The sequence below is a fragment of the Tritonibacter mobilis F1926 genome (assembly GCF_000376545.2).
GTDB classification, from domain to species: Bacteria; Pseudomonadota; Alphaproteobacteria; order Rhodobacterales; family Rhodobacteraceae; genus Epibacterium; species Epibacterium mobile.
The window spans coordinates 2,703,821-2,722,550 of the sequence record NZ_CP015230.1 but is presented as its reverse complement, the minus strand read 5'-3'; the positions used below and the strand labels follow the sequence as shown (position 1 = coordinate 2,722,550).

Annotated in this window: 18 protein-coding genes; 13 read left to right on the top strand and 5 right to left on the bottom strand. The window is 61.0% G+C overall.

Annotation, left to right across the window (positions count from 1 at the left end):
- The first annotated feature begins 50 nt into the window (after positions 1–50).
- The 6 genes from K529_RS12890 to amaB all read left to right on the top strand — a co-directional run bounded on the left by K529_RS12890 (position 51) and on the right by amaB (position 6,530).
- Positions 51–338, top strand: a complete 288-nt coding sequence (locus tag K529_RS12890; RefSeq protein ID WP_005653999.1) for a YggT family protein — start codon at positions 51–53, stop codon at positions 336–338.
- A gap of 106 nt (positions 339–444) precedes the next feature.
- Entirely contained in the window at positions 445–2,484 is a 2,040-nt protein-coding gene (gene recQ, locus K529_RS12885; protein WP_046002753.1) for a DNA helicase RecQ, read from the top strand.
- 102 nt (positions 2,485–2,586) lie between these two features.
- Positions 2,587–3,342, top strand: a complete 756-nt coding sequence (locus tag K529_RS12880) for a YaaA family protein (protein ID WP_005637681.1) — start codon at positions 2,587–2,589, stop codon at positions 3,340–3,342.
- Between the two features lie 3 nt (positions 3,343–3,345).
- Positions 3,346–3,774: an Lrp/AsnC family transcriptional regulator gene (locus K529_RS12875; protein ID WP_005637684.1), complete on the top strand. Its 429-nt coding sequence runs from the start codon at positions 3,346–3,348 to the stop codon at positions 3,772–3,774.
- Positions 3,775–3,891: 117 nt separating this feature from the next.
- Complete coding sequence (locus K529_RS12870; protein ID WP_005637688.1) at positions 3,892–5,013, top strand: saccharopine dehydrogenase family protein; 1,122 nt, start codon at positions 3,892–3,894, stop codon at positions 5,011–5,013.
- An 8-nt stretch (positions 5,014–5,021) separates the two neighbouring features.
- Positions 5,022–6,530 (top strand): L-piperidine-6-carboxylate dehydrogenase, encoded by a 1,509-nt coding sequence (gene amaB, locus K529_RS12865; protein ID WP_046002772.1) that lies wholly within the window; start codon positions 5,022–5,024, stop codon positions 6,528–6,530.
- Between the two features lie 106 nt (positions 6,531–6,636).
- Here the strand turns inward: amaB and K529_RS12860 are convergent, their stop codons facing one another.
- The 3 genes from K529_RS12860 to K529_RS12850 all read right to left on the bottom strand — a co-directional run bounded on the left by K529_RS12860 (position 6,637) and on the right by K529_RS12850 (position 9,409).
- Positions 6,637–8,190: a DUF427 domain-containing protein gene (locus K529_RS12860; RefSeq protein ID WP_046002754.1), complete on the bottom strand. Its 1,554-nt coding sequence runs from the start codon at positions 8,188–8,190 to the stop codon at positions 6,637–6,639.
- A gap of 252 nt (positions 8,191–8,442) precedes the next feature.
- Complete coding sequence (locus tag K529_RS12855; RefSeq protein WP_005624316.1) at positions 8,443–9,144, bottom strand: winged helix-turn-helix domain-containing protein; 702 nt, start codon at positions 9,142–9,144, stop codon at positions 8,443–8,445.
- Complete coding sequence (locus K529_RS12850) at positions 9,116–9,409, bottom strand: hypothetical protein (RefSeq protein ID WP_005624313.1); 294 nt, start codon at positions 9,407–9,409, stop codon at positions 9,116–9,118. The genes K529_RS12855 and K529_RS12850 overlap by 29 nt, the downstream gene beginning before the upstream one ends.
- Before the next feature lie 168 nt (positions 9,410–9,577).
- Here K529_RS12850 and K529_RS12845 point away from each other — a divergent pair, with 168 nt between their 5' ends.
- The 5 genes from K529_RS12845 to K529_RS12825 all read left to right on the top strand — a co-directional run bounded on the left by K529_RS12845 (position 9,578) and on the right by K529_RS12825 (position 15,104).
- Positions 9,578–10,045, top strand: coding sequence for a hypothetical protein (locus K529_RS12845; RefSeq protein WP_005624310.1), 468 nt, complete (start codon positions 9,578–9,580; stop codon positions 10,043–10,045).
- Positions 10,046–10,149: 104 nt separating this feature from the next.
- A complete protein-coding gene (locus K529_RS12840; protein WP_040642570.1) occupies positions 10,150–10,767 on the top strand; it encodes a ribonuclease HII in 618 nt (205 codons plus the stop codon).
- A gap of 108 nt (positions 10,768–10,875) precedes the next feature.
- Positions 10,876–11,982 carry a site-specific DNA-methyltransferase gene (locus K529_RS12835; protein ID WP_005624306.1) on the top strand — a complete coding sequence of 369 codons (1,107 nt, stop codon included), beginning with the start codon at positions 10,876–10,878 and terminating at the stop codon, positions 11,980–11,982.
- 199 nt (positions 11,983–12,181) lie between these two features.
- Entirely contained in the window at positions 12,182–13,576 is a 1,395-nt protein-coding gene (locus K529_RS12830; RefSeq protein WP_005624304.1) for an adenylate/guanylate cyclase domain-containing protein, read from the top strand.
- 61 nt (positions 13,577–13,637) lie between these two features.
- Positions 13,638–15,104, top strand: a complete 1,467-nt coding sequence (locus tag K529_RS12825) for a globin-coupled sensor protein (protein ID WP_046002755.1) — start codon at positions 13,638–13,640, stop codon at positions 15,102–15,104.
- Between the two features lie 32 nt (positions 15,105–15,136).
- On the opposite strand, the gene K529_RS12820 is transcribed toward K529_RS12825, so the two are convergent.
- Entirely contained in the window at positions 15,137–16,279 is a 1,143-nt protein-coding gene (locus K529_RS12820) for an alkane 1-monooxygenase (protein ID WP_005660953.1), read from the bottom strand.
- A gap of 80 nt (positions 16,280–16,359) precedes the next feature.
- The gene (gene mutY, locus K529_RS12815) at positions 16,360–17,421 is read right to left on the bottom strand and encodes an A/G-specific adenine glycosylase (protein WP_046002756.1); all 1,062 of its coding nucleotides are present in this window, start codon (positions 17,419–17,421) and stop codon (positions 16,360–16,362) included.
- An 84-nt stretch (positions 17,422–17,505) separates the two neighbouring features.
- Between mutY and K529_RS12810 the strand changes: the two genes are divergently transcribed.
- Together K529_RS12810 and K529_RS12805 are read left to right on the top strand one after the other, a co-directional pair.
- Positions 17,506–18,033: a DUF721 domain-containing protein gene (locus tag K529_RS12810; RefSeq protein ID WP_009177895.1), complete on the top strand. Its 528-nt coding sequence runs from the start codon at positions 17,506–17,508 to the stop codon at positions 18,031–18,033.
- Positions 18,030–18,722, top strand: a complete 693-nt coding sequence (locus K529_RS12805; protein WP_005675137.1) for a DsbA family protein — start codon at positions 18,030–18,032, stop codon at positions 18,720–18,722. The genes K529_RS12810 and K529_RS12805 overlap by 4 nt, the downstream gene beginning before the upstream one ends.
- Positions 18,723–18,730: the final 8 nt, after the last annotated feature.

Genomic DNA, 18,730 nt, shown 5'->3' with positions numbered 1-18,730 from the left:
CCGCGCGTCACGCCTACCTGTTGTGCGGTTCGAAAGAGGAAAGTTCAAAGATGCAGTCGCTGTTTCAAATTCTGATGTTGGTTCTGGACATCGTCTGGTTCTTCATCATTGCCCATGTGATCATGAGCTGGCTGATCAATTTCCAGGTGCTGAACCTGAACCAACAGTTCGTGGCGCAGATCTGGTATGGCTTGAACCGTATTCTTGAGCCGATCTACGCGCCAGTGCGCCGCATCCTGCCCAATATGCAGGGGTTGGATCTGGCCCCGCTGGTGGTGCTGATCGGCGTCTATGCGCTGCGCATCATTTTGGTGAACAACGCGGCGATCTTCTACTAGCGCCTGCGCCAATTGACCGCTGCAGCCCGCGGCGGGTCTTGCCCCCCGATTCCAGCTGTGGGATTGTGCCGCTCATAACCTGAGCAGACCAACCCACAGGCCCCCTATGCACGACGCAATCCCCCTGTTGCGCGATATCTTTGGATTCGACGGCTTTCGCCCCGGACAGGAAGAGATCGTCGACGCCGTGAGCGCAGGCGAAAACGTGCTGGCGATCATGCCCACGGGGGGCGGCAAATCCCTGTGTTTCCAATTGCCTGCGCTCAGGCGGCAGGGCATCACAGTGGTGATTTCGCCGCTCATCGCGCTGATGCGCGATCAGGTCCGCGCCTTGCAGGAGGCCGGTGTCTGTGCCGGGGCGCTCACCTCTGGCAATACCGAGGAAGAGACCGAGGCGGTCTGGAACGCCATCGAGGCGGGCGAACTGAAGCTATTATACATGGCGCCCGAACGGCTGGCCGCAGGCAGCGCCATGGGGATGTTGCGCCGCATTGGCGTGTCGCTGATCGCGGTGGACGAGGCGCATTGCGTCAGCCAATGGGGCCATGATTTCCGCCCGGATTATTTGCGCATCGGCGAGTTGCGCCGCGCGCTGGGCGTGCCGCTGGCGGCCTTTACCGCGACAGCGGATCAGGAAACCCAGCAAGAGATCATCCAGAAGCTCTTTGATGGCGAGGCCCCGCGCGCCTTCTTGCGCGGCTTTGACCGGCCCAATATCCACCTCGCCTTTGCCGCCAAGGACAGCCCGCGCAAGCAGATCCTGGAGTTTGCCGATGCGCGGCGCGGCCAGTCGGGCATTGTCTATTGCGGCACCCGTGCCAAGACCGAGGACATCGCCCGCGCGCTCGAGGCCTCGGGCCATGTGGCGTGTCACTATCACGGCGGTATGGAGGCCGAGGACCGCCGCATCGTCGAGACGCGTTTTGCGCGCGAGGATGGGCTGATCGTGGTGGCCACGGTTGCGTTCGGCATGGGCATCGACAAGCCCGACATTCGCTGGGTGGCCCATGCGGATCTGCCCAAAAGCATCGAGGCCTATTATCAGGAAATTGGCCGCGCCGGGCGGGATGGGGCACCGGCCGAGACGATGACGCTGTTTGGTCCCGAAGACATCCGCCTGCGCCGCAACCAGATCGACGAGGGGCTTGCACCTGCGGAGCGGCGCGGAGCGGATCACGCGCGGCTCAACGCATTGCTGGGGTTGGCGGAGGCGATGACCTGTCGGCGTCAGACCTTGTTGGGTTACTTCGGCGAAGAGGCGCAGCCTTGCGGCAATTGCGATCTTTGTGATGTGCCGGTCGAGACGTTTGACGGCACCACCGCCGTGCGAAAGGCGCTCTCGGCCATTCTGCGCACCGAGGAGACCTATGGCGCGGGGCATCTCATTGACATTCTGATCGGCAACGCCAATGACCGCGTGCGCCAGAAGGGGCATGACGATCTGTCGGTTTTTGCCTGCGGGCGCGAGCATTCAAAGCCCGAGTGGCAGGCCATCTTCCGCCAGATGATGGGGCGCGATCTGGTGCGGCCTGACCCGGAGCGCCACGGCGCGCTCAGGATGACCGAACCGGCGCTGCCGATCCTGCGTGGCGAGGACAGCATCACCCTGCGCAAAGACACCATCAAATCCGCCACCCGCCGCCCGGCGGTCAAGGCACTGGTTTCGGATGAGGATGCGCCCCTCTTGTCGGCGCTGAAGGCCAAGCGGCGTGCCCTCGCCGAGGCGCAAAAAGTCCCGGCCTATGTGATCTTTCCCGACCGCACCTTGATCGAGATGGCGGAAAAACGCCCGCAAAGCCTGGATGAGATGGCGCGTATTTCCGGCGTTGGGGCAAAGAAACTGGACCGCTACGGCGATGAATTCCTTGGGGTCATCACCGGCGAGGCCGAAGCGCTGCACCCGGCGCGGCGCAAGCTGGCGGGGCGGGCGCAAGGGTCAATTTACGATACACTTCTGGAAGTGCAGGCGCGGTTGCAACGCGGCGAATGCGGCACCCAGAAGCCGCTGACCTGTTCGGCCTCGCAACTGGCCAAGGTGGCGCAGATGCGCAGTGACGATGAGACGGGGCTGGAGCGGCTGCTGGGAGAGCGCCGCGCGCAACGTTTTGCATCGGCGTTTCTGGACGTCCTGCGCGGCGCGGGATAGGGCGTCGCCCAGAATTGACCGGGGCCTGCCGCAGCAGCGCTTGGCACCCGTGCGAATTGCGTTACAACTCTGTGCAAAAGCGATCCCGAAGGAGTGCAGCCGTTGATCATTATCGTGTCCCCCGCAAAGAAACTGAACGAAGAGCGTGCGCGTGGTCTTGCGCAAACGGTGCCGCGTTTCCTTGATGAGGCGGCAGAACTGGCCGCAGTGGCCCGTGAGTGGTCCGAGGATGAGATCGCCAAATTGATGGGGATCAGTGCGACGCTTGCCAAGCTCAATAAAGAGCGGTTTCAGGCGTGGAATGGCGATGGGACCTGCGCGGCGGGGCTGATGTTTGACGGTGACGTCTACAAGGAGCTGGAGCCAGCCACATTTGACGATGTGACTAGGCGCGCCGCACAGCGGCGGCTGCGCATTCTGTCGGGGCTATATGGGCTGTTGCGCCCCACGGATGCTATCGAGGCCTATCGCCTTGAAATGGGGCGCAAAACGCCGGGGCACCCGGCCGGGACACTCTATGGGTTTTGGGGCGATAAGATCGCCGCAGCCATCGTGGAAGAGGCCCGCGAACAGGGCGTGGACAGCGTTCTCAATCTCGCTTCAGAGGAATATGCCAAGGCGGTGCCTCCCAAAGCGCTGGGCGATCTGACGCTGATCAGCCCGCGCTTTGAGGAAGAGCGTGGCGGCAGCCGTAAAGTGATCGGCATTGCCGCCAAACGGGCGCGTGGCGCGATGGCGCGCTGGGTGCTGGAGAATGGCATCACGGAGGCCGATGATCTGAAGGGCTTTACCGTTGGGGGCTATGCGTTTGATGCGGATGTCTCTACGCCGCAGCGCCCGATTTTTGTGCGAGGCTGATCCGTGGACGACCTCGACCGCCGGATCATCGCGGCCTTGCAGCACAACGCGCGTGAATCCACCACCAAACTGGCGGCAAAGCTGGGGGTGGCGCGCACCACCGTGCATGAGCGCATCACCCGGCTGGAAGAGCGTGGCATCATCGCGGGCTATACCGTGGTGCTGCGCGACCCTGACGAGGGCAACCGGGTCATGGTGGTGGTGCTGTTGGAAGTGCAGCAAAAGGAAACCGGCCGCATTATCAAGCGGCTGGAGTCCTACCCGGAAATTCGCCAGTGCCTGTCGATCAATGGCGAATACGATCTGATGGTCTCGGCCGAGGCGCCACGGATCGAGGATCTGGACATTCTGGTCGATGAGGTGGGCCGCATTCCGGGCGTGCAGCGCACCAATACGCTGGTGGTCTTTGGCCGCCGTATTGATCGCGTTTGAACGATATGACGATTGATCCGTCATTTTGGCGCGATTTTACGTCACTCCGACAATCCTGACCCTACAAAACGAACAATTTAACCTGCACGCTGGTCTCAAAGAGGAGGTGCAGGTCATATGCAATGGAACATCTGTGTCGTGGGCGCGGGCAAGATCGGTCAGGCGATTGCCACGTTCCTGAAAACATCCGCCAATTATCAGGTCACGCTTGCGGATCATGATCTGAACGCGCTGAGTGCGGTTGCGGATCTGGGCGTGCCGACCCGACAGATCGACGCCAAGGATCCGGCGGATCTGGCTAAGGGGCTTCAGGGCTTTGACGCGGTGATCTCTGCCGCGCCGTTCTTTTTGACGCCGATGATAGCTGAGGCCGCCAAAACGGCGGGCGCGCATTATTTCGACCTTACCGAGGATGTGGCCGCCACTGAGGCAGTGCGCAAATTGGCCGAAGGTAGCAAGACGGTGTTCATGCCCCAAAGCGGCCTTGCGCCCGGTTTCGTGGGCATCGCGGGCGCGTCATTGGCGGCAGAATTCGACGAGCTGGACAGCCTGCACATGCGGGTGGGCGCGCTGCCGAAGTTTCCGACCAACGCGTTGAAATATAACCTCACCTGGTCCACCGACGGGCTGATCAACGAGTATTGCAACCCGTGTGATGCCATCGTGAATGGCGCGCGCACCAAGACCGCGCCGCTCGAAGACTACGAGCGTCTGAGCCTTGATGGGGTGGAGTATGAATGCTTCAACACCTCGGGCGGGCTTGGCACCCTGCCGGAGACGCTGGACGGGAAGGCGCGGGCGGTCTCTTATCGGTCGATCCGCTATCCCGGCCACTGCGACATCCTGAAAATGCTGCTGCATGATCTGGGGCTGGAACGCCGCCGCGACCTGATGAAAGAGATTTTCGAGAGCGCATTGCCGCGCACCGATCAGGACGTGGTGCTGGTCTATTGTACCGCGCGGGGCCGCATCAATGGCGAGCTGCGTGAAAAGAGCCTGATCAACAAGAGCTATTCCCGTCAGATCGGCGGCAAGACATGGAGCGCGATCCAAGTGACCACCACCGCAGGCGTTCTGGGCGTGGTGGATCTGGTGCGGCAAGGCGTCCTGCCCACCAGCGGCTTTGTGCGTCAGGAGCAGGTGAACCTTCAGGCGTTCCTTGAGACTGAATTCGGCCAACTCTACCGGGCGGGCGACATTGACCACATGACAGACACAACAAAATTGGCAGCTGAGTGATGAAAGACATGGCACAAACAGCAGACGATATCCTGAAGAACCTCGACCTCACAGCAGCAGAGCTGAGCGGTGGCAGCCGCGCGGTGCGCTCGCCCATTGATGGCAGCACGCTGGCCGAGGTCCACGACACCCCCGCAAGCGAGATGCCCGCGATTCTGGAACGCGCGCAGTCCGCGTTCAAGGCATGGCGCGTGGTGCCGGCCCCGCGTCGCGGTGAGCTGATCCGCTTGCTGGGTGAGGAGCTGCGCGCCGCCAAGGATGACCTTGGCGCGCTGGTCAGCTGGGAAGCGGGCAAGATCACCTCTGAAGGCCTTGGCGAAGTACAGGAGATGATCGACATTTGTGACTTTGCCGTGGGTCTGTCACGCCAGCTCTATGGTCTGACGATTGCCTCGGAACGTCCCGGTCACAGCATGCGCGAAACATGGCATCCCTCGGGACCGGTGGGCGTGATCTCGGCGTTCAACTTCCCGGTTGCGGTCTGGTCGTGGAATGCGGCGCTGGCGATTGTCTGTGGCGATCCGGTGATCTGGAAACCGTCGGAGAAAACACCGCTGACGGCGCTGGCCTGCACCAAGATCTTTGAACGCGCGGTGAAACGCTTTGGCGAGGATGCCCCCGAAGGCCTGCTGCAGACCCTGATTGGCGATGCGGAACTGGGCAAGGTGCTGGTCGCCAGCCCCGCTGTGCCGGTGATTTCGGCCACGGGGTCGACCCGCATGGGCCGCGCGGTGGCACCTGTGGTGGCAGAGCGGTTCGGCAAATGCATTCTGGAGCTGGGTGGTAATAACGCGATGATCGTGGCCCCCTCGGCGGATCTGGAAATGGCAGTGCGGGCGATTGTGTTCTCTGCCGTGGGCACCGCCGGTCAGCGCTGCACCTCGCTGCGCCGCCTGATCGTGCATAACTCCATCCGCGAGGATCTGGTGAAACGCCTGAAGGCCGCCTACGCGGGTCTGCCGATTGGTGACCCGCAAGCCGAGGGCACGCTGGTTGGCCCGCTGGTGGACGAGGTCGCAGGGGATGCGATGACCTCGGCGCTGAAGGCGGCCGAGAGCGAGGGCGGCACCGTGCATGGTGGCGCGCGCGTCACCGAGGGCGTGCCCGCCGGTGGTGTCTATATGGCGCCAGCCATCGTCGAGATGCCCGGTCAGAGCGCGTCGGTCAAAGAAGAGACCTTTGCGCCGATCCTTTATGTGATGGGCTATGACGATTTTGAGGACGCGGTGGATATGCAAAACGACGTGCCACAGGGGCTGAGCTCCTGCGTGTTCACGCTCAATATGCGCGAGGCGGAGAGTTTCCTCACCGCAGCCGGGTCCGATTGCGGCATTGCCAACGTCAACATCGGCCCGTCGGGCGCGGAAATCGGCGGTGCCTTTGGCGGCGAGAAGGAAACCGGTGGCGGGCGCGAGAGCGGCTCTGACGCGTGGAAATCCTACATGCGCCGCCAGACCAACACCGTGAACTATTCTGCGGAATTGCCGCTGGCGCAGGGTGTGAAGTTCGACATCTAAGGTCTGGCAGGTCCTGATTTGGCTGTCGCGCAAGCGGCAGCCACGCGCCCGCCCCGGCATGGCCTTGGGGCGGGCGCTGATCGCTTAGGACAATCGGTTTTGCGACTTAGAGTGATGCCGCGATGGCAAAGCTCTCGACCGGCTGCGAGACATTGTGCAGCTTCACATGTCCCAGCGGCTTGGCCTCGGCAGTCTCCGTCAGGATGTCGCGCGACACCACAATGCGGTGGCCAATGGTCTTGCCGTAATCGCCCAGACGCGCGGCAATATTGGCGGCCTGACCGATCACGGTGAAATCCAGCCGCTCCTGCGAGCCGATATTGCCATAGAGCACCGACCCCGAGGCAATCCCGATGGCGCAGTCCAGATTGGGCAGCGACGGGCAAGGGGTGATTTCCGCCAGCGCGGCGACAATGGCCCGTGCGGCAGCGAGCGCCTGCGCGCGGGCTTCGGCCGGGTTCTGGCCCGCCGGGAACACTGCCAGCACCGCGTCACCGATGAATTTCAGCACCTCGCCGCCGTTTTCATGCACGAGGCCTGAAGTGGTCTCAAAAAACCTGTTCAGCAGGTTGATGTATTTGTCGCGCGGCAGGGTTTCTTCGAGCAGGGTGGAGCCGCGCAGATCGCAGAACATGATCGCAGCATCGATCTCATCGCCCTCACCCCGGCGGATGTTGCCCCCAAGCACCCGCGCACCGGAGCGTTTGCCCACATAGGTTTCCAGCACGGCCTGCGCGTTTTCACGCTGCATGAAGACCTCGTAATAGCGCGCAATCACCGCAGAGCATTCAAAGATCAACCCCAGATCAGCAGTGCTGAAGCCTTCGGCGGCGTCTGATGCGACGGTCAGCACATTGATCCGCCCGTCCGAGAATGGCAGCGGCATGGCGACATAATCGGTCATGCCGCGGTCGCGCAGATCGCGCAGGATCGGGAAGTCCTCGGGCGGGGTCGCGCCGGTCAATCGGTAGCGCAGTCCGCCAAGCCCCTTGGACACATGGCGCAGCGGAGAGTTCTTGAACTCCGGCTTTTCGTGGATCTCGTAGGAGGGCGAAAACGTCTCCACCCCCGGTACGCCTTTTCCCCACAGGTAATGGTGGCCCGCGATCCGGGGATGCAGGGCCCAGGCGAGGATGGTCAGACGGCTGACGGGCAGGCCTTGTTCGTGCAGTTTGGCGACGAAGGCCTGGGTGAACTCCTCGGGTGAGGGCAGGAAGGCCGCCTCGCGCAGGAGCCAGTCCACCAATGGGCCGGAGATATTGCCGTCATCGGGCGCTTGCAGGCGGTTTGGACCCAGATCCAGCCGGTCGAGCGCCTCGGGGATGAAGCCGATATGACCTGTGATCTGGCGCGCCTCGGGCAGGGTTTCGTCATAGCTCCAGACCGCGCTGCACAGCTCCTTCTTGCCGGGCAGGATCAGGTCGCGGTAATGGGCGGTGCCCTTGAAGGGACAGAAAGTGGTCTTGCTGCAGGCCTTGTCCATATCCACCAGCAGGTCTTCCTTGGGGAAATAGACCACGGGGGAGAGGCGGGTTTCATACATCACCTTGGCACGGCTGCTCTGCGCGAGCAGCGTGTCGCCGTGATAGGCAGCAACCGGGCCGTCCAGTTGCTCCACAAGGATACCGTAACCGCTGCGCGGCGAGACCTGAATGTTCATGGGGTGTATCTGTCCAAAGCTAGCCTTCCTAATATGGGAAGGTTTGCGGCGGATTTCCAGCCCCTTCGCCCGCAGCGGGGATCACATTTGAGGAATTGCGCCGTGCGGTGCACGTCGCCGGGGGGCAGGCCGCGCCTTCGGCGCGGCCTGCCGGGCCCAACGGGCGGATGGGAATTTTCAATTCACAGACGACGGGCGGGAGCGCCCCCGCCTTTTGCGTATCCGGGGTGACGGAGGGGGACCGGGCGGGCGTCACACCATACGGATGACATCCTTGTTGATCGCTAGCACATAGCCGCGTTTGGCGATGTTCTTGACCAACAACTCGCTGATCATCTGATTGCCAAGGGTGTCGCGCAGGCGTTTGATCCGCGTGGCTCCGGCGGCCTCTTCGCAGTCACTGCTGGATTTGCCGGAAATCACCGCCTCGATTTCAGCGCCCGAGAGCACATCATCATCAAGCCGCGCCTCAGCCAGCACCGACAGCGTTTCCATCGCGGCCTTGGTGAGCTTGAAGCCCATATTGTTCAGATAGACGGTGTTTTCCTCGCGGCTGATCAGCAGTTCGGTCACCTGAATCCCGGCGCGTTCGATCTGCGCCATGCGCCGGTTCAGCATCACCAGCATCGCCAGCACCACCAGAGCGGCAATCATCATCGCGGTGGCAAAGACCAGAAGCACAAAGATCACCATGCGATAGCTTGCCAGCGTGTCGGCAAAGGCGGTGCCGCTCTGGGCGAGGATCTCCAGCAGTTTGACCTCGGCCTGGGTGGTGAGGTCGTTTTCCACAAAGAGCCGTTCGATCCGGGCGTTGAACGCGTTGCCATCGGGCAGGGTCAGGAGCAGCACCGTGCCCGCGACCACCAAAAGCGCCACGATGGCGCAGATCCCGAGGGCGATCACCCGGGACCCGGCGTTGCGAACCTCAGAAACGGAGAAAGTTGGATCCGGCATCCGCTTTCCTTTTGTCGAGCCCCTCGGGGCCAAAAACGGACAGGACGTTCAGAAGCGTCCAGCCTGCGCGTTGCAGACGGGCGGCCACCTCATCGCGGGCGGCGGATTTGGAGCAGGCCCCGGAGAGTTCCATCACACCGTAATGGAGCTTGAGCGGCTGGTCCTGTTTTGCCTTGTAATCGGCATAGCACCCGGCCGCATGCGCGGGCTGCGCGAGGGCTGCAAGGAGCAGCAGAAGGGCGGGGATTTTGCGAATGTGTGTCATGTGTTCATCATGCAGTCGGTGCCGCTGATATTCAATGACAACAGGGTGTTGCGGCGCTGATATTTGATAACAAGCGGGCGTTATTGCCTGTCTGCGGCGCTCGGGGCGAGGCTTGGGGCATCCGGTTGATTGCCAACCGCCACATGCACCCACATAGGATAAATCGATATGACCCGCCTCGCGTCTTCTTCTCGTAAACTCCACCGTAAATTCATTGCCGCCGTGATTGCCACCGCCATGGCGATCACTGGCTTCTCTGCCGCGCCAGCCCGCGCCGACAGTGATGATATTGCCAAGTTCATCGCAGGGGCTGCGATTCTCGGCATCATTGGCGCTGCGATCAATGACAGCAAGAAAGACCGCCGCCGCCCGCCCCATGTGGAGCCCCTGCCGGGACCAAAGCCGCTGCCGCCGCGCGTGCGTCGCTATGACCTGCCGGCGCAATGTCTGACCAGCATCCGGGTGCGTGGTAAGGACCGCAACCTCCTCGGCATGCGCTGCCTGCGTCGCAACTACGACTATGTGCGCGAACTGCCGAACCGCTGCTATGCGGAGTTTGACAACCGCAATCAGAGCCGCCGTGGCTACCGTCCGGGCTGCCTGCGCAAACACGGATACCGTCTGGTGCGTCGCTAAGCGCCAACGGTGAGGTTCGAGAGCAGTCAACTGGGGCGCATCCTGCGCCCCTTTTTTGTGCCGAAACCCTTGCGCGGCACGGTGAAACGGGGGCAGTGAAGGGCATGGATACTCCGGATTTATCATTAGAGCAGGTCGCCTTGTCGCGCGGCTATACGCGGATTGCAGGTGTCGATGAGGTCGGGCGTGGCCCATTGGCGGGGCCGGTGACGGCGGCGGCTGTGGTGTTGGACTTTGCGGCGCTGCCAGAGGGGCTCAACGATTCCAAGAAGCTGACGCCACGCAGGCGTGCAGCACTTGAACCAGAAATCATGGCGCGGGCGTGTTACGCGGTGGCGCATGCCTCGGTGGAAGAGATCGACCACCACAATATCTTGCGTGCGTCGCATCTGGCGATGGAGCGCGCGGTGGCCGCCCTCGATCCACAGCCGGATTACCTGTTGATCGACGGAAATCTGATCCCGCGCGATTTGCGCATTCCGGCTGAAGCGGTGGTCAAAGGGGACGGTCGATCCCTGTCAATTGCTGCGGCTTCAATTCTGGCCAAAGAAGCACGCGATCGCATCATGGTGGATTTAGCGCAACAGTTTCCGGGATATGGTTGGGAGCGAAATGCGGGCTATCCGTCGAAACAACACCGCGAGGCGCTCATAAAAATAGGGGTTACCCCTCACCATAGAAGGTCGTTTAAACCGGTCCACAATATCTTGTATCAAGAGTGAACCGTAGTCCGCTGATTCAAAAAACAAATTGACCTCGAATCCGGGATGACTCATCCTGTGGACAACCAGAATGAGCGCAAAAGCGCCGTGGTTATCGAGGCAGAGCAAATGAACAAAACCATCGCGAAGGGCGCCGCCACGGCGCTCCCTTTAAACACGATTCTTGATGGCGACTGTATCGAGAGGATGGCAAGCCTGCCCTCCAATTCGATCGACATGATCTTCGCGGATCCGCCCTACAATCTCCAGCTCAAAGGGCAGTTGCACCGCCCTGATAACTCCCGCGTTGATGCGGTCGACGACGAATGGGACCAGTTTTCCAGTTTCGGCGTTTACGACCAGTTCACGCGTGCGTGGCTGAAAGAGGCCCGCCGCATCCTGAAGCCCAATGGTGCGCTTTGGGTGATTGGGTCCTACCACAACATCTTCCGCGTGGGCTCTGCCTTGCAGGACGAGGGCTTCTGGATTCTGAATGACGTGGTGTGGCGCAAGTCGAACCCGATGCCGAACTTCCGTGGCAAACGCTACACCAACGCCCATGAGACGATGATCTGGGCGTCGAAATCCGAAGGTGGCAAATATACCTTCAACTATGAGGCGCTGAAGGCGCTGAACGAGGGCATCCAGATGCGCTCGGACTGGGTGATGCCGATCTGTACCGGCCATGAGCGTCTCAAGGATGCCAATGGCGACAAGGCGCATCCGACCCAGAAACCCGAAGCGCTGTTGCACCGTATTCTGGTGGGCTCCACCAACCCCGGTGACGTGGTTCTGGACCCGTTCTTTGGCACTGGCACCACCGGCGCGGTGGCCAAGATGCTGGGGCGTGAGTTCATCGGCATTGAGCGCGAAGAGAGCTACCGCAAGGTTGCCGAAGAGCGCATCAAGAACGTGCGCAAATTCGACCGTGAGGCGCTGCAGGTCTCGGCCTCCAAACGGGCAGAGCCGCGGGTTCCTTTTGGCCAGCTGGTCGAGCGCGGTATGCTGCGTCCGGGCGAGGAGCTTTATTCGATGAACCGTCGCCACAAGGCGAAGGTGCGCGCGGATGGCACCCTGATCGGGGACAACATCAAAGGCTCGATCCATCAGGTGGGCGCGCATCTTGAGAATGCGCCGTCCTGCAATGGCTGGACCTACTGGTGCTTTAAGAAGGACGGGAAAACCGTTCCGATTGATGTGCTGCGCCAGCAGATCCGGGCTGAAATGCAGGCCTGATCGGCACTTTAGCCAAATTCCGAATTTATTCGAACGCCGACAGTGCGCTGCCTCAGGGTTCAGCGCGCTGCACCTTGCCCCGCCGATTTGGCGGGGTTTTTTGCATGTTTTGCGACAATTGGCGCGTGTAACCTGCCCGCCATATCCCTATTTAGGGGCAAGCCGTTTCATACAATAAAAATCCCCAAGGGAGGGCCGGATGGCTGAAGCCACCACCACCGCACCCGTTGCTTCTGCGCGCGCATCCAGTGATCCGATATTGCAGGATGACGCGCTGGAGACAAAACACATCCGCGAGGCGCTGGAGGAACACAAAAGGCGCGGCGTGGAGATGGCGGTTCTGGCGCGCTGGATCATTATGCCCATCGTCGCGGTCTTTCTGTTTTCGGTCTATCCGCATCCCTCGCAGCTTTATTATGTCGCGCTTCTCGGGGTGCTGTGCATCAACGGGTTCTTTATTCGCCGATTTGCGCGGGTGGGGCGGTCGCATGCGGAGGTCGGATTGATCATGTTCGACCTTGTGCTGATGACATTCGGCATGGTGTTTCCCAATCCCTTCAGCCCCAGCGAGATGCCGGTGCCGATCCTCTATCAGTATGATAACTTTATGTATTTCTTTATCATTCTGGCAGCGGGCACATTGGCCTATAGCTGGCGCACGGTGCTAGGGATGGGGCTTTGGGCCAGTGTGATCTGGCTCGGCGGATCGGGGCTGATGTGGCTGTTTGGCACCCCAAATGAAGAGATCGCGCAGCGTCTTTCGGTGGCGCTGGCGGAGTGGCCGGAGCTGCTTGAGCTTTATGATCCCAATGACGTCGGGTTTAAGTTCCGCATCCAAGAAGCGATGGTGTTCTTGATGGTGGCGGCGATCCTTGCCCAGTCCACCCGGCGGTTTTATCTGATGCTGGACCAAAACGCTGATCTGGCGCGGGAACGGGCCAATCTGTCGCGGTATTTCTCGCCCAATGTGGTGGAGCAGCTGTCGCAAAATGACGACGCATTGAGCCAGGTGCGGACCTCGCGCATTGCGGTGCTGTTTATCGATATCATCGGCTTTACCCGACTGGCAGAGCAGAAAGACGCGGTCGAGGTGATTGAGCTTTTGCGTGGGTTTCACGGGCGCATGGAGCAGGAGGTGTTTCGCCACGGCGGCACGTTGGACAAATATCTGGGCGATGGCTTGATGGCGACCTTCGGCACGCCTGTTGTCGGAGAGCGCGATGCCTCGGACGCGCTGGCCTGCGCGCGGGCGATGTGTGTGGTGCTGGATCAGTGGAATGCGGAACGTCGCCAAGCGGGCGAGCCGGAGATCCACGCCGGGATTGGCATTCATTTTGGTGAGGCAGTTCAAGGCGATATCGGTGCAAACCGGCTGGAATATGCGGTGATCGGCACGGCGGTGAACATCGCTTCCAGACTGGAGGCAATGACCCGTGTGATGCAGGCGCGGATCGTGATGAGCGACGCGCTGTGCAGGCAAGTGCATCAGGAGGGCGGCGCTGAGGCGCTGGTGCAGGGCTTTACCCGCGCGGATGAGCAAAGCATTCGCGGCCTGCAGGAACCGATGACGGTCTGGGCCTTGCGCGCGCTTTGATAAGCTATTCCTTAAGGGTCTGAGGCTATGGTCGCGGCAGCATCTTTAAAAGGCTATTATAATGTCGCAGACCCATCGGGACGAACTCTTCGTCTGGTTCGGACTGGGCGAGGAAGCTCGCTCCACCATTGTCGACATGGCGTCCCTCGTGGAGCGCCATATCGATCAAGTGCTTGATGAGTTCTATGAGCTGTGCCTCGCACGCGCGGAAACCAAAGGGTATTTTCCCACCGAACACATTGTTGCCCATGCCAAGGCGGCGCAACGCGCCCATTGGATAAAGCTGTTTTCCGGTCGGTTTGACGAAAGCTATATGGCCTCCGCCGATAAGGTCGGGCGGGTGCATTTTGAGGTCGATCTGCCGTTTCATCTGTTTCTGGGGGGCTATGCCACCGTGGGGGACCGCATTCTGGATGTGGTGCAATCGCAGAAAAACGGCTGGCGCGGTGCCAAGGCGCGCAACAGTCAGGCGCGTGTGTTGCAGCGGCTGATCCTGTTTGATTGCGAGCGGGTGATCGCGGGGTTTATCAATGCGCAGATGCAGGAGCGTGAAAAGGCGCTCACGATCATGACGCAGGGCATTCAGCGGCTTGAGACAGGCGATCTGACCTCTCAGATGCCGGGCGTCGAGGAGAACGGGCTGCCGGAGCGGTTCGACAATGTGCGCCTGTCCTATAATCACCTGTTGGATCATTGGTCGGGGATCTTGTCTGACGCGACCCGGCGGGCGCATTCGGTGGATGCCAAGATGGCGGAGACCGCGCAGATGACCCGTGATATGGCGCATCGCTCCGGCGAACAGGCCAGCACCTTTAATGAGACCGTGACCTCTGTGAACAGCGTGACCAGCAGCACCCGGCTGACCAGCGAGAAGGTCGCGGACGCGGCCAAGCAGATCGAGGCCAACCGCGTGGTGGCGGAAGAAGGCGGCGCGGTGGTTCGGGATGCGATCCTTGCGGTCGAGCGGATCGAGCAATCCTCCAGCCAGATCAACAAGATCGTCGATGTGATCGACGAGATCAGCTTTCAGACCACATTGCTTGCGCTTAATGCGGGCGTCGAGGCCGCGCGCGCGGGCGAGGCGGGCAGGGGCTTTGCGGTGGTCGCATCAGAGGTGCGTGGCCTTGCCAGCCGGGCCACGGATGCGGCGGATGACATCAAAAAGCTGATTGCCACAAGTTCCGAACATGTGATCGAGGGCAGCAAATTGGTGCATCAGACCGGCGAGCGGCTCAATAGTATCTGCGCGAGCGCGGACAGTGTCGCGCGGATCATGCAAGAGGTCGATGGCGTGATTTTTGAACAATCCGGCCAGCTTGAAAACATCAGCGAGCGGATGGAGCGGCTGGACCAATATATCCAAAACAGCGCCGGGCAGGCGGGCACAGTGTCCAGCACCACGGATGCATTGGCGCAGGATTCGGCGGCACTGAAGGCCAGCATGGATGGGTTCAGGACGCGCAGCAATATCGCGTTGCGCGAGGCGGCGCAGGATCAGGAGTATGAGCGTCTGGCCAACCGACGTTAGGGGCTGGACAGACCTTCGCGCGGCATCCGATGCTATCGCGGCATCGGGTTTTGGTGCCGGTTATAAGGTTTCCAGTCGGTGATCTCCGGGTAGTACTGCTTGCGCCAGCGCCGGACCTTTGGGTTCATCATGCGCCGCCACAGGGGCGGGATCATCGCCGCAATGGACATCACCGGATAGCCGTAGGGCAGTTGCGGGGCGTCCGTCTCGGAATAGTTCTGTAACAGCGGAAACCGCCGGTCGGGTTTATAGTGATGATCCGAATGGCGCTGCAGATTGATCAGCAGCCAGTTTGAGGCCTTATGCGCGGCGTTCCATGAGTGATGCGGCTTGACGTGTTCATATTTGCCGTCTCCCAGATGTTTGCGCGTAAGCCCATAGTGTTCGATGTAATTGACCAGTTCCAACTGCCAAATCGCAACACCGGCCTGCACCAAAAACAGCAATACGCCGGACACACCGCCAATCAGGAACGCCAAGAGCAGCATCACCGCCTGCAGAGCCCAGTAGCGCAGAAACGGGTTGCTGCGGTGATACCAAGGCAGACCCTTGCGCATCAGGCGATCCGCCTCGGCGCGAAAGGCCGAATGCCAGCATTGCCAAAGCACCCTTGGGTAAAAGCGGTGAAACCCCTCGTTATAGCGCGCTGTCACCGGGTCACGGGGGGTGGCAACATAGCGGTGATGCACCAGCAGATGTTCCGAGCGAAAATGCGAGTAAAGCACCATGGCCAAGAGGACATCTGCCATCCAGCGCTCAAACCGGTTGGTCTGATGCATCAGCTCATGGCTGTAGTTGATGCCGATGGTGCCCGACACCACCCCCATGCCAAAGAACACGCCCACTTTTTCAATGCTTCTGAGGTGGTCCGCATCGCTCACATAGGCGATGAGGCCAAAGAGGCAGAGCACCTGCAACGGCACCCAAGCGGTGGTAAGGCGAATGTACCATTTGAGGTCAGCCTCGGACGATTGCGGGTCGGCGTTCGCAAGCTCCAGCCCCAGAACCCCGTCGAGCGCTGCAAAGAGGTACCACGTGGCGAGTGGCGGGATCAGCACCCACCAGCTGCCATAGACCGCGCCGATCCAGACCATCGGCAGCAGTGCCAGCGAGAGCCAGAATGGCAGCGCGCGACGCCAATCGCGCAACTGGGCGGCCGGAATGAACTGGGTCATATGTTTCTCCACAGAGCAGGCGCGTCTGACTGAGGAGCTTAATGCTGTTGTGACTGTAGCCCAAGAGGGAAGTCGTTGATTTAACGGTGCAGTAAATCAAATGCTTTGCGCATGACCGTTGGCAGGTCCGAGGGGCGGAAGTCATGGCGTTTGATGATTTCCTGCCCGTCAGAGAGATTGAAACCCGCGGGCAGCTCCGCCATGCGCACCTGCAAGATCAGGTGGAAATGGGTGAAGGTATGACGCACTTCTGCGCCGAGATCCTGCCAATTGGCCTCAAAGGGCGGCGCCTCGGTGGGGGCCTCGTTCCAGTCTGAGCCGGGCCAGCCGAGCATACCGCCCAACAGCCCCTTATCGGGGCGCCGCTCCATCAGCCAGTCGCCCTCGTGGTTGCGGGCGATGTAGACAAAGCCAAGCCGGGTCGGTTTGGGCTTCTTTGGGGTTTTCTTGGGCAGCTCGGCGGCGGTGCCATTGAGGCGGGCGCGGCAAGGCGTGCGCCACGGGCAAATGCCGCAGGCAGGGGATTTGGGGGTGCAGATGGTGGCGCCGAGGTCCATCACCGCCTGCGCATAATCACCGGGGCGCTGGGCGGGGGTCAGATGGGCGGCGTGGTCCTTGAGCACCGGTTTGACACCAGGAAGGGGGGCGTGTTCGTCATGAAGCCGCGCCATCACCCGTTCGACATTGCCATCCAGCACGGTCTCGGGACGGTCAAAGGCAATGGCCGAGATTGCCGCCGCCGTATATGGCCCGATACCAGGGAGCGCGATCAGCCCCTCATAGGTGTCTGGGAACACGCCGCTCAGGTCATCGGCCACCACGCGGGCACATTTCAGCAAGTTGCGGGCGCGGGCGTAATATCCAAGCCCGGCCCATTCAGCCATAACATCGGCGTCGGCAGCGGCGGCGAGGTCGCTCACTGTGGGCCAGCGCCGGGTGAAGCGTTCAAAATAGTCTTTGACGGCGGCCACGGTGGTTTGCTGCAGCATCACCTCGCTGAGCCAGATCCGGTAGGGATCGGGCCGCACGCCAGCGGCGCGCGCCTCTGGACCAACGCGCCATGGCATTTGGCGGGCGTGTCTGTCATACCATTCCAGCAGATCCTGGCTGAGTATCTCGGGATACACGGCGTGGTCACGCATTCTTTATCCTTTGCCCTATGGTTTGGCTGGTCTCTTGCTTCCGGCCCTTTACAATAGGGCGAACACACACGCAAAACCACCGGCATGGCATATAGGCATTCTTCTACACGCGGCTTTAAACGCACAGGCTCGTTGCTGAACGACCAGATCCGTAAGGCGGGCGAAAGCCGTGGCTTTGCGGTGTCGCGGCTGCTCACCCATTGGGAAGAGATCGTCGGCCCGGAGCTTGCGGCGATGGCGCGGCCCGTCAAGGTCGGCTATGGGCGCGGCGGCTTTGGCGCGACGCTGACGGTGCTGACCACCGGTGCGATGGCCCCGATGCTGGAGATGCAGAAGGCGGCCCTGCGTGAGAAAGTGAACGCGGTTTACGGATACAACGCGATCTCCAAACTGCATATCACGCAGACCGCACCCATTGGTTTTGCGGAAGGCCAGGTTGATTTTCGCTATGCGCCCAAAGTGCGCAAGGCGGCGGAACCCGCGCCGGAGGATGTGGCATCCGCCAAGGAGACAGCCACCGGCGTTGAGAATGACGAATTGCGCGCAGCACTCGAGCGGCTTGGGCGCAATGTACTGACACGACAAAAATCATTGAGAAAGGGGTATAAATGACCCGTATCATGACAGGTATCTGCGCGGCTGTTGCCGTGGCAGCGGGCGTATATGCGATCGACAACTTCACGGGCCGTCAGGGTGACACCAGCCTGCTGGACATTCAGTTGATCGGAAGCGCAAGCGCACAGGAAAGCGCCGAGGCCGCCGAGGTCGATACCTCCACCATCATCGAGATGGTGCAAGGGGCCGAGGATGCGCCGGTCACTTTGATCGAATACGCGTCTTATACCTGCCCGCATTGCGCGAACTTCCATGAAGGTGCCTATAAGAAGCTGAAGGCAGAATATATCGACACCGGCAAAGTGAAGTTCATCTACCGCGAGGTCTATTTCGACCGCTTTGGTCTGTGGGCGTCGATGGTGGCGCGCTGTGGCGGTGAAGAGAAATTCTTTGGCATCACCGATCTGATCTTTAAGCAGCAGTCCGAATGGACCCGCGCAGGCGGCCCCGCCGAGATGGTGGACGCGCTGAAGAAAATCGGCCGTGTGGCCGGGATCGACAACGAGCAGCTGGAAGCCTGCATGCAGGATGCCACCAAAGCGCAGACGCTGGTGACATGGTATCAGGAAAACGCCACCAAGGATGAGGTGGAATCGACCCCGTCGTTCATCTTGAATGGCACCAAGGTTTCAAACCAGCCGTATGAAGATCTGAAAGCCCTGATCGACGCAGAGCTTGAAGAATAAGCCCTCGC

Bases quoted from the DNA above. Each gene is read 5' to 3' on its own strand.
- K529_RS12890 (WP_005653999.1), top strand. From the start codon at position 51: ATGCAGTCGCTGTTTCAAATTCTGATGTTGGTTCTGGACATCGTCTGG.
- recQ (WP_046002753.1), top strand. From the start codon at position 445: ATGCACGACGCAATCCCCCTGTTGCGCGATATCTTTGGATTCGACGGC.
- K529_RS12870 (WP_005637688.1), top strand. From the start codon at position 3,892: ATGCAATGGAACATCTGTGTCGTGGGCGCGGGCAAGATCGGTCAGGCG.
- amaB (WP_046002772.1), top strand. From the start codon at position 5,022: ATGGCACAAACAGCAGACGATATCCTGAAGAACCTCGACCTCACAGCA.
- K529_RS12860 (WP_046002754.1), bottom strand. From the start codon at position 8,190: ATGAACATTCAGGTCTCGCCGCGCAGCGGTTACGGTATCCTTGTGGAG.
- K529_RS12855 (WP_005624316.1), bottom strand. From the start codon at position 9,144: ATGCCGGATCCAACTTTCTCCGTTTCTGAGGTTCGCAACGCCGGGTCC.
- K529_RS12850 (WP_005624313.1), bottom strand. From the start codon at position 9,409: ATGACACACATTCGCAAAATCCCCGCCCTTCTGCTGCTCCTTGCAGCC.
- K529_RS12845 (WP_005624310.1), top strand. From the start codon at position 9,578: ATGACCCGCCTCGCGTCTTCTTCTCGTAAACTCCACCGTAAATTCATT.
- K529_RS12840 (WP_040642570.1), top strand. From the start codon at position 10,150: ATGGATACTCCGGATTTATCATTAGAGCAGGTCGCCTTGTCGCGCGGC.
- K529_RS12835 (WP_005624306.1), top strand. From the start codon at position 10,876: ATGAACAAAACCATCGCGAAGGGCGCCGCCACGGCGCTCCCTTTAAAC.
- K529_RS12830 (WP_005624304.1), top strand. From the start codon at position 12,182: ATGGCTGAAGCCACCACCACCGCACCCGTTGCTTCTGCGCGCGCATCC.
- K529_RS12825 (WP_046002755.1), top strand. From the start codon at position 13,638: ATGTCGCAGACCCATCGGGACGAACTCTTCGTCTGGTTCGGACTGGGC.
- K529_RS12820 (WP_005660953.1), bottom strand. From the start codon at position 16,279: ATGACCCAGTTCATTCCGGCCGCCCAGTTGCGCGATTGGCGTCGCGCG.
- mutY (WP_046002756.1), bottom strand. From the start codon at position 17,421: ATGCGTGACCACGCCGTGTATCCCGAGATACTCAGCCAGGATCTGCTG.
- K529_RS12810 (WP_009177895.1), top strand. From the start codon at position 17,506: ATGGCATATAGGCATTCTTCTACACGCGGCTTTAAACGCACAGGCTCG.
- K529_RS12805 (WP_005675137.1), top strand. From the start codon at position 18,030: ATGACCCGTATCATGACAGGTATCTGCGCGGCTGTTGCCGTGGCAGCG.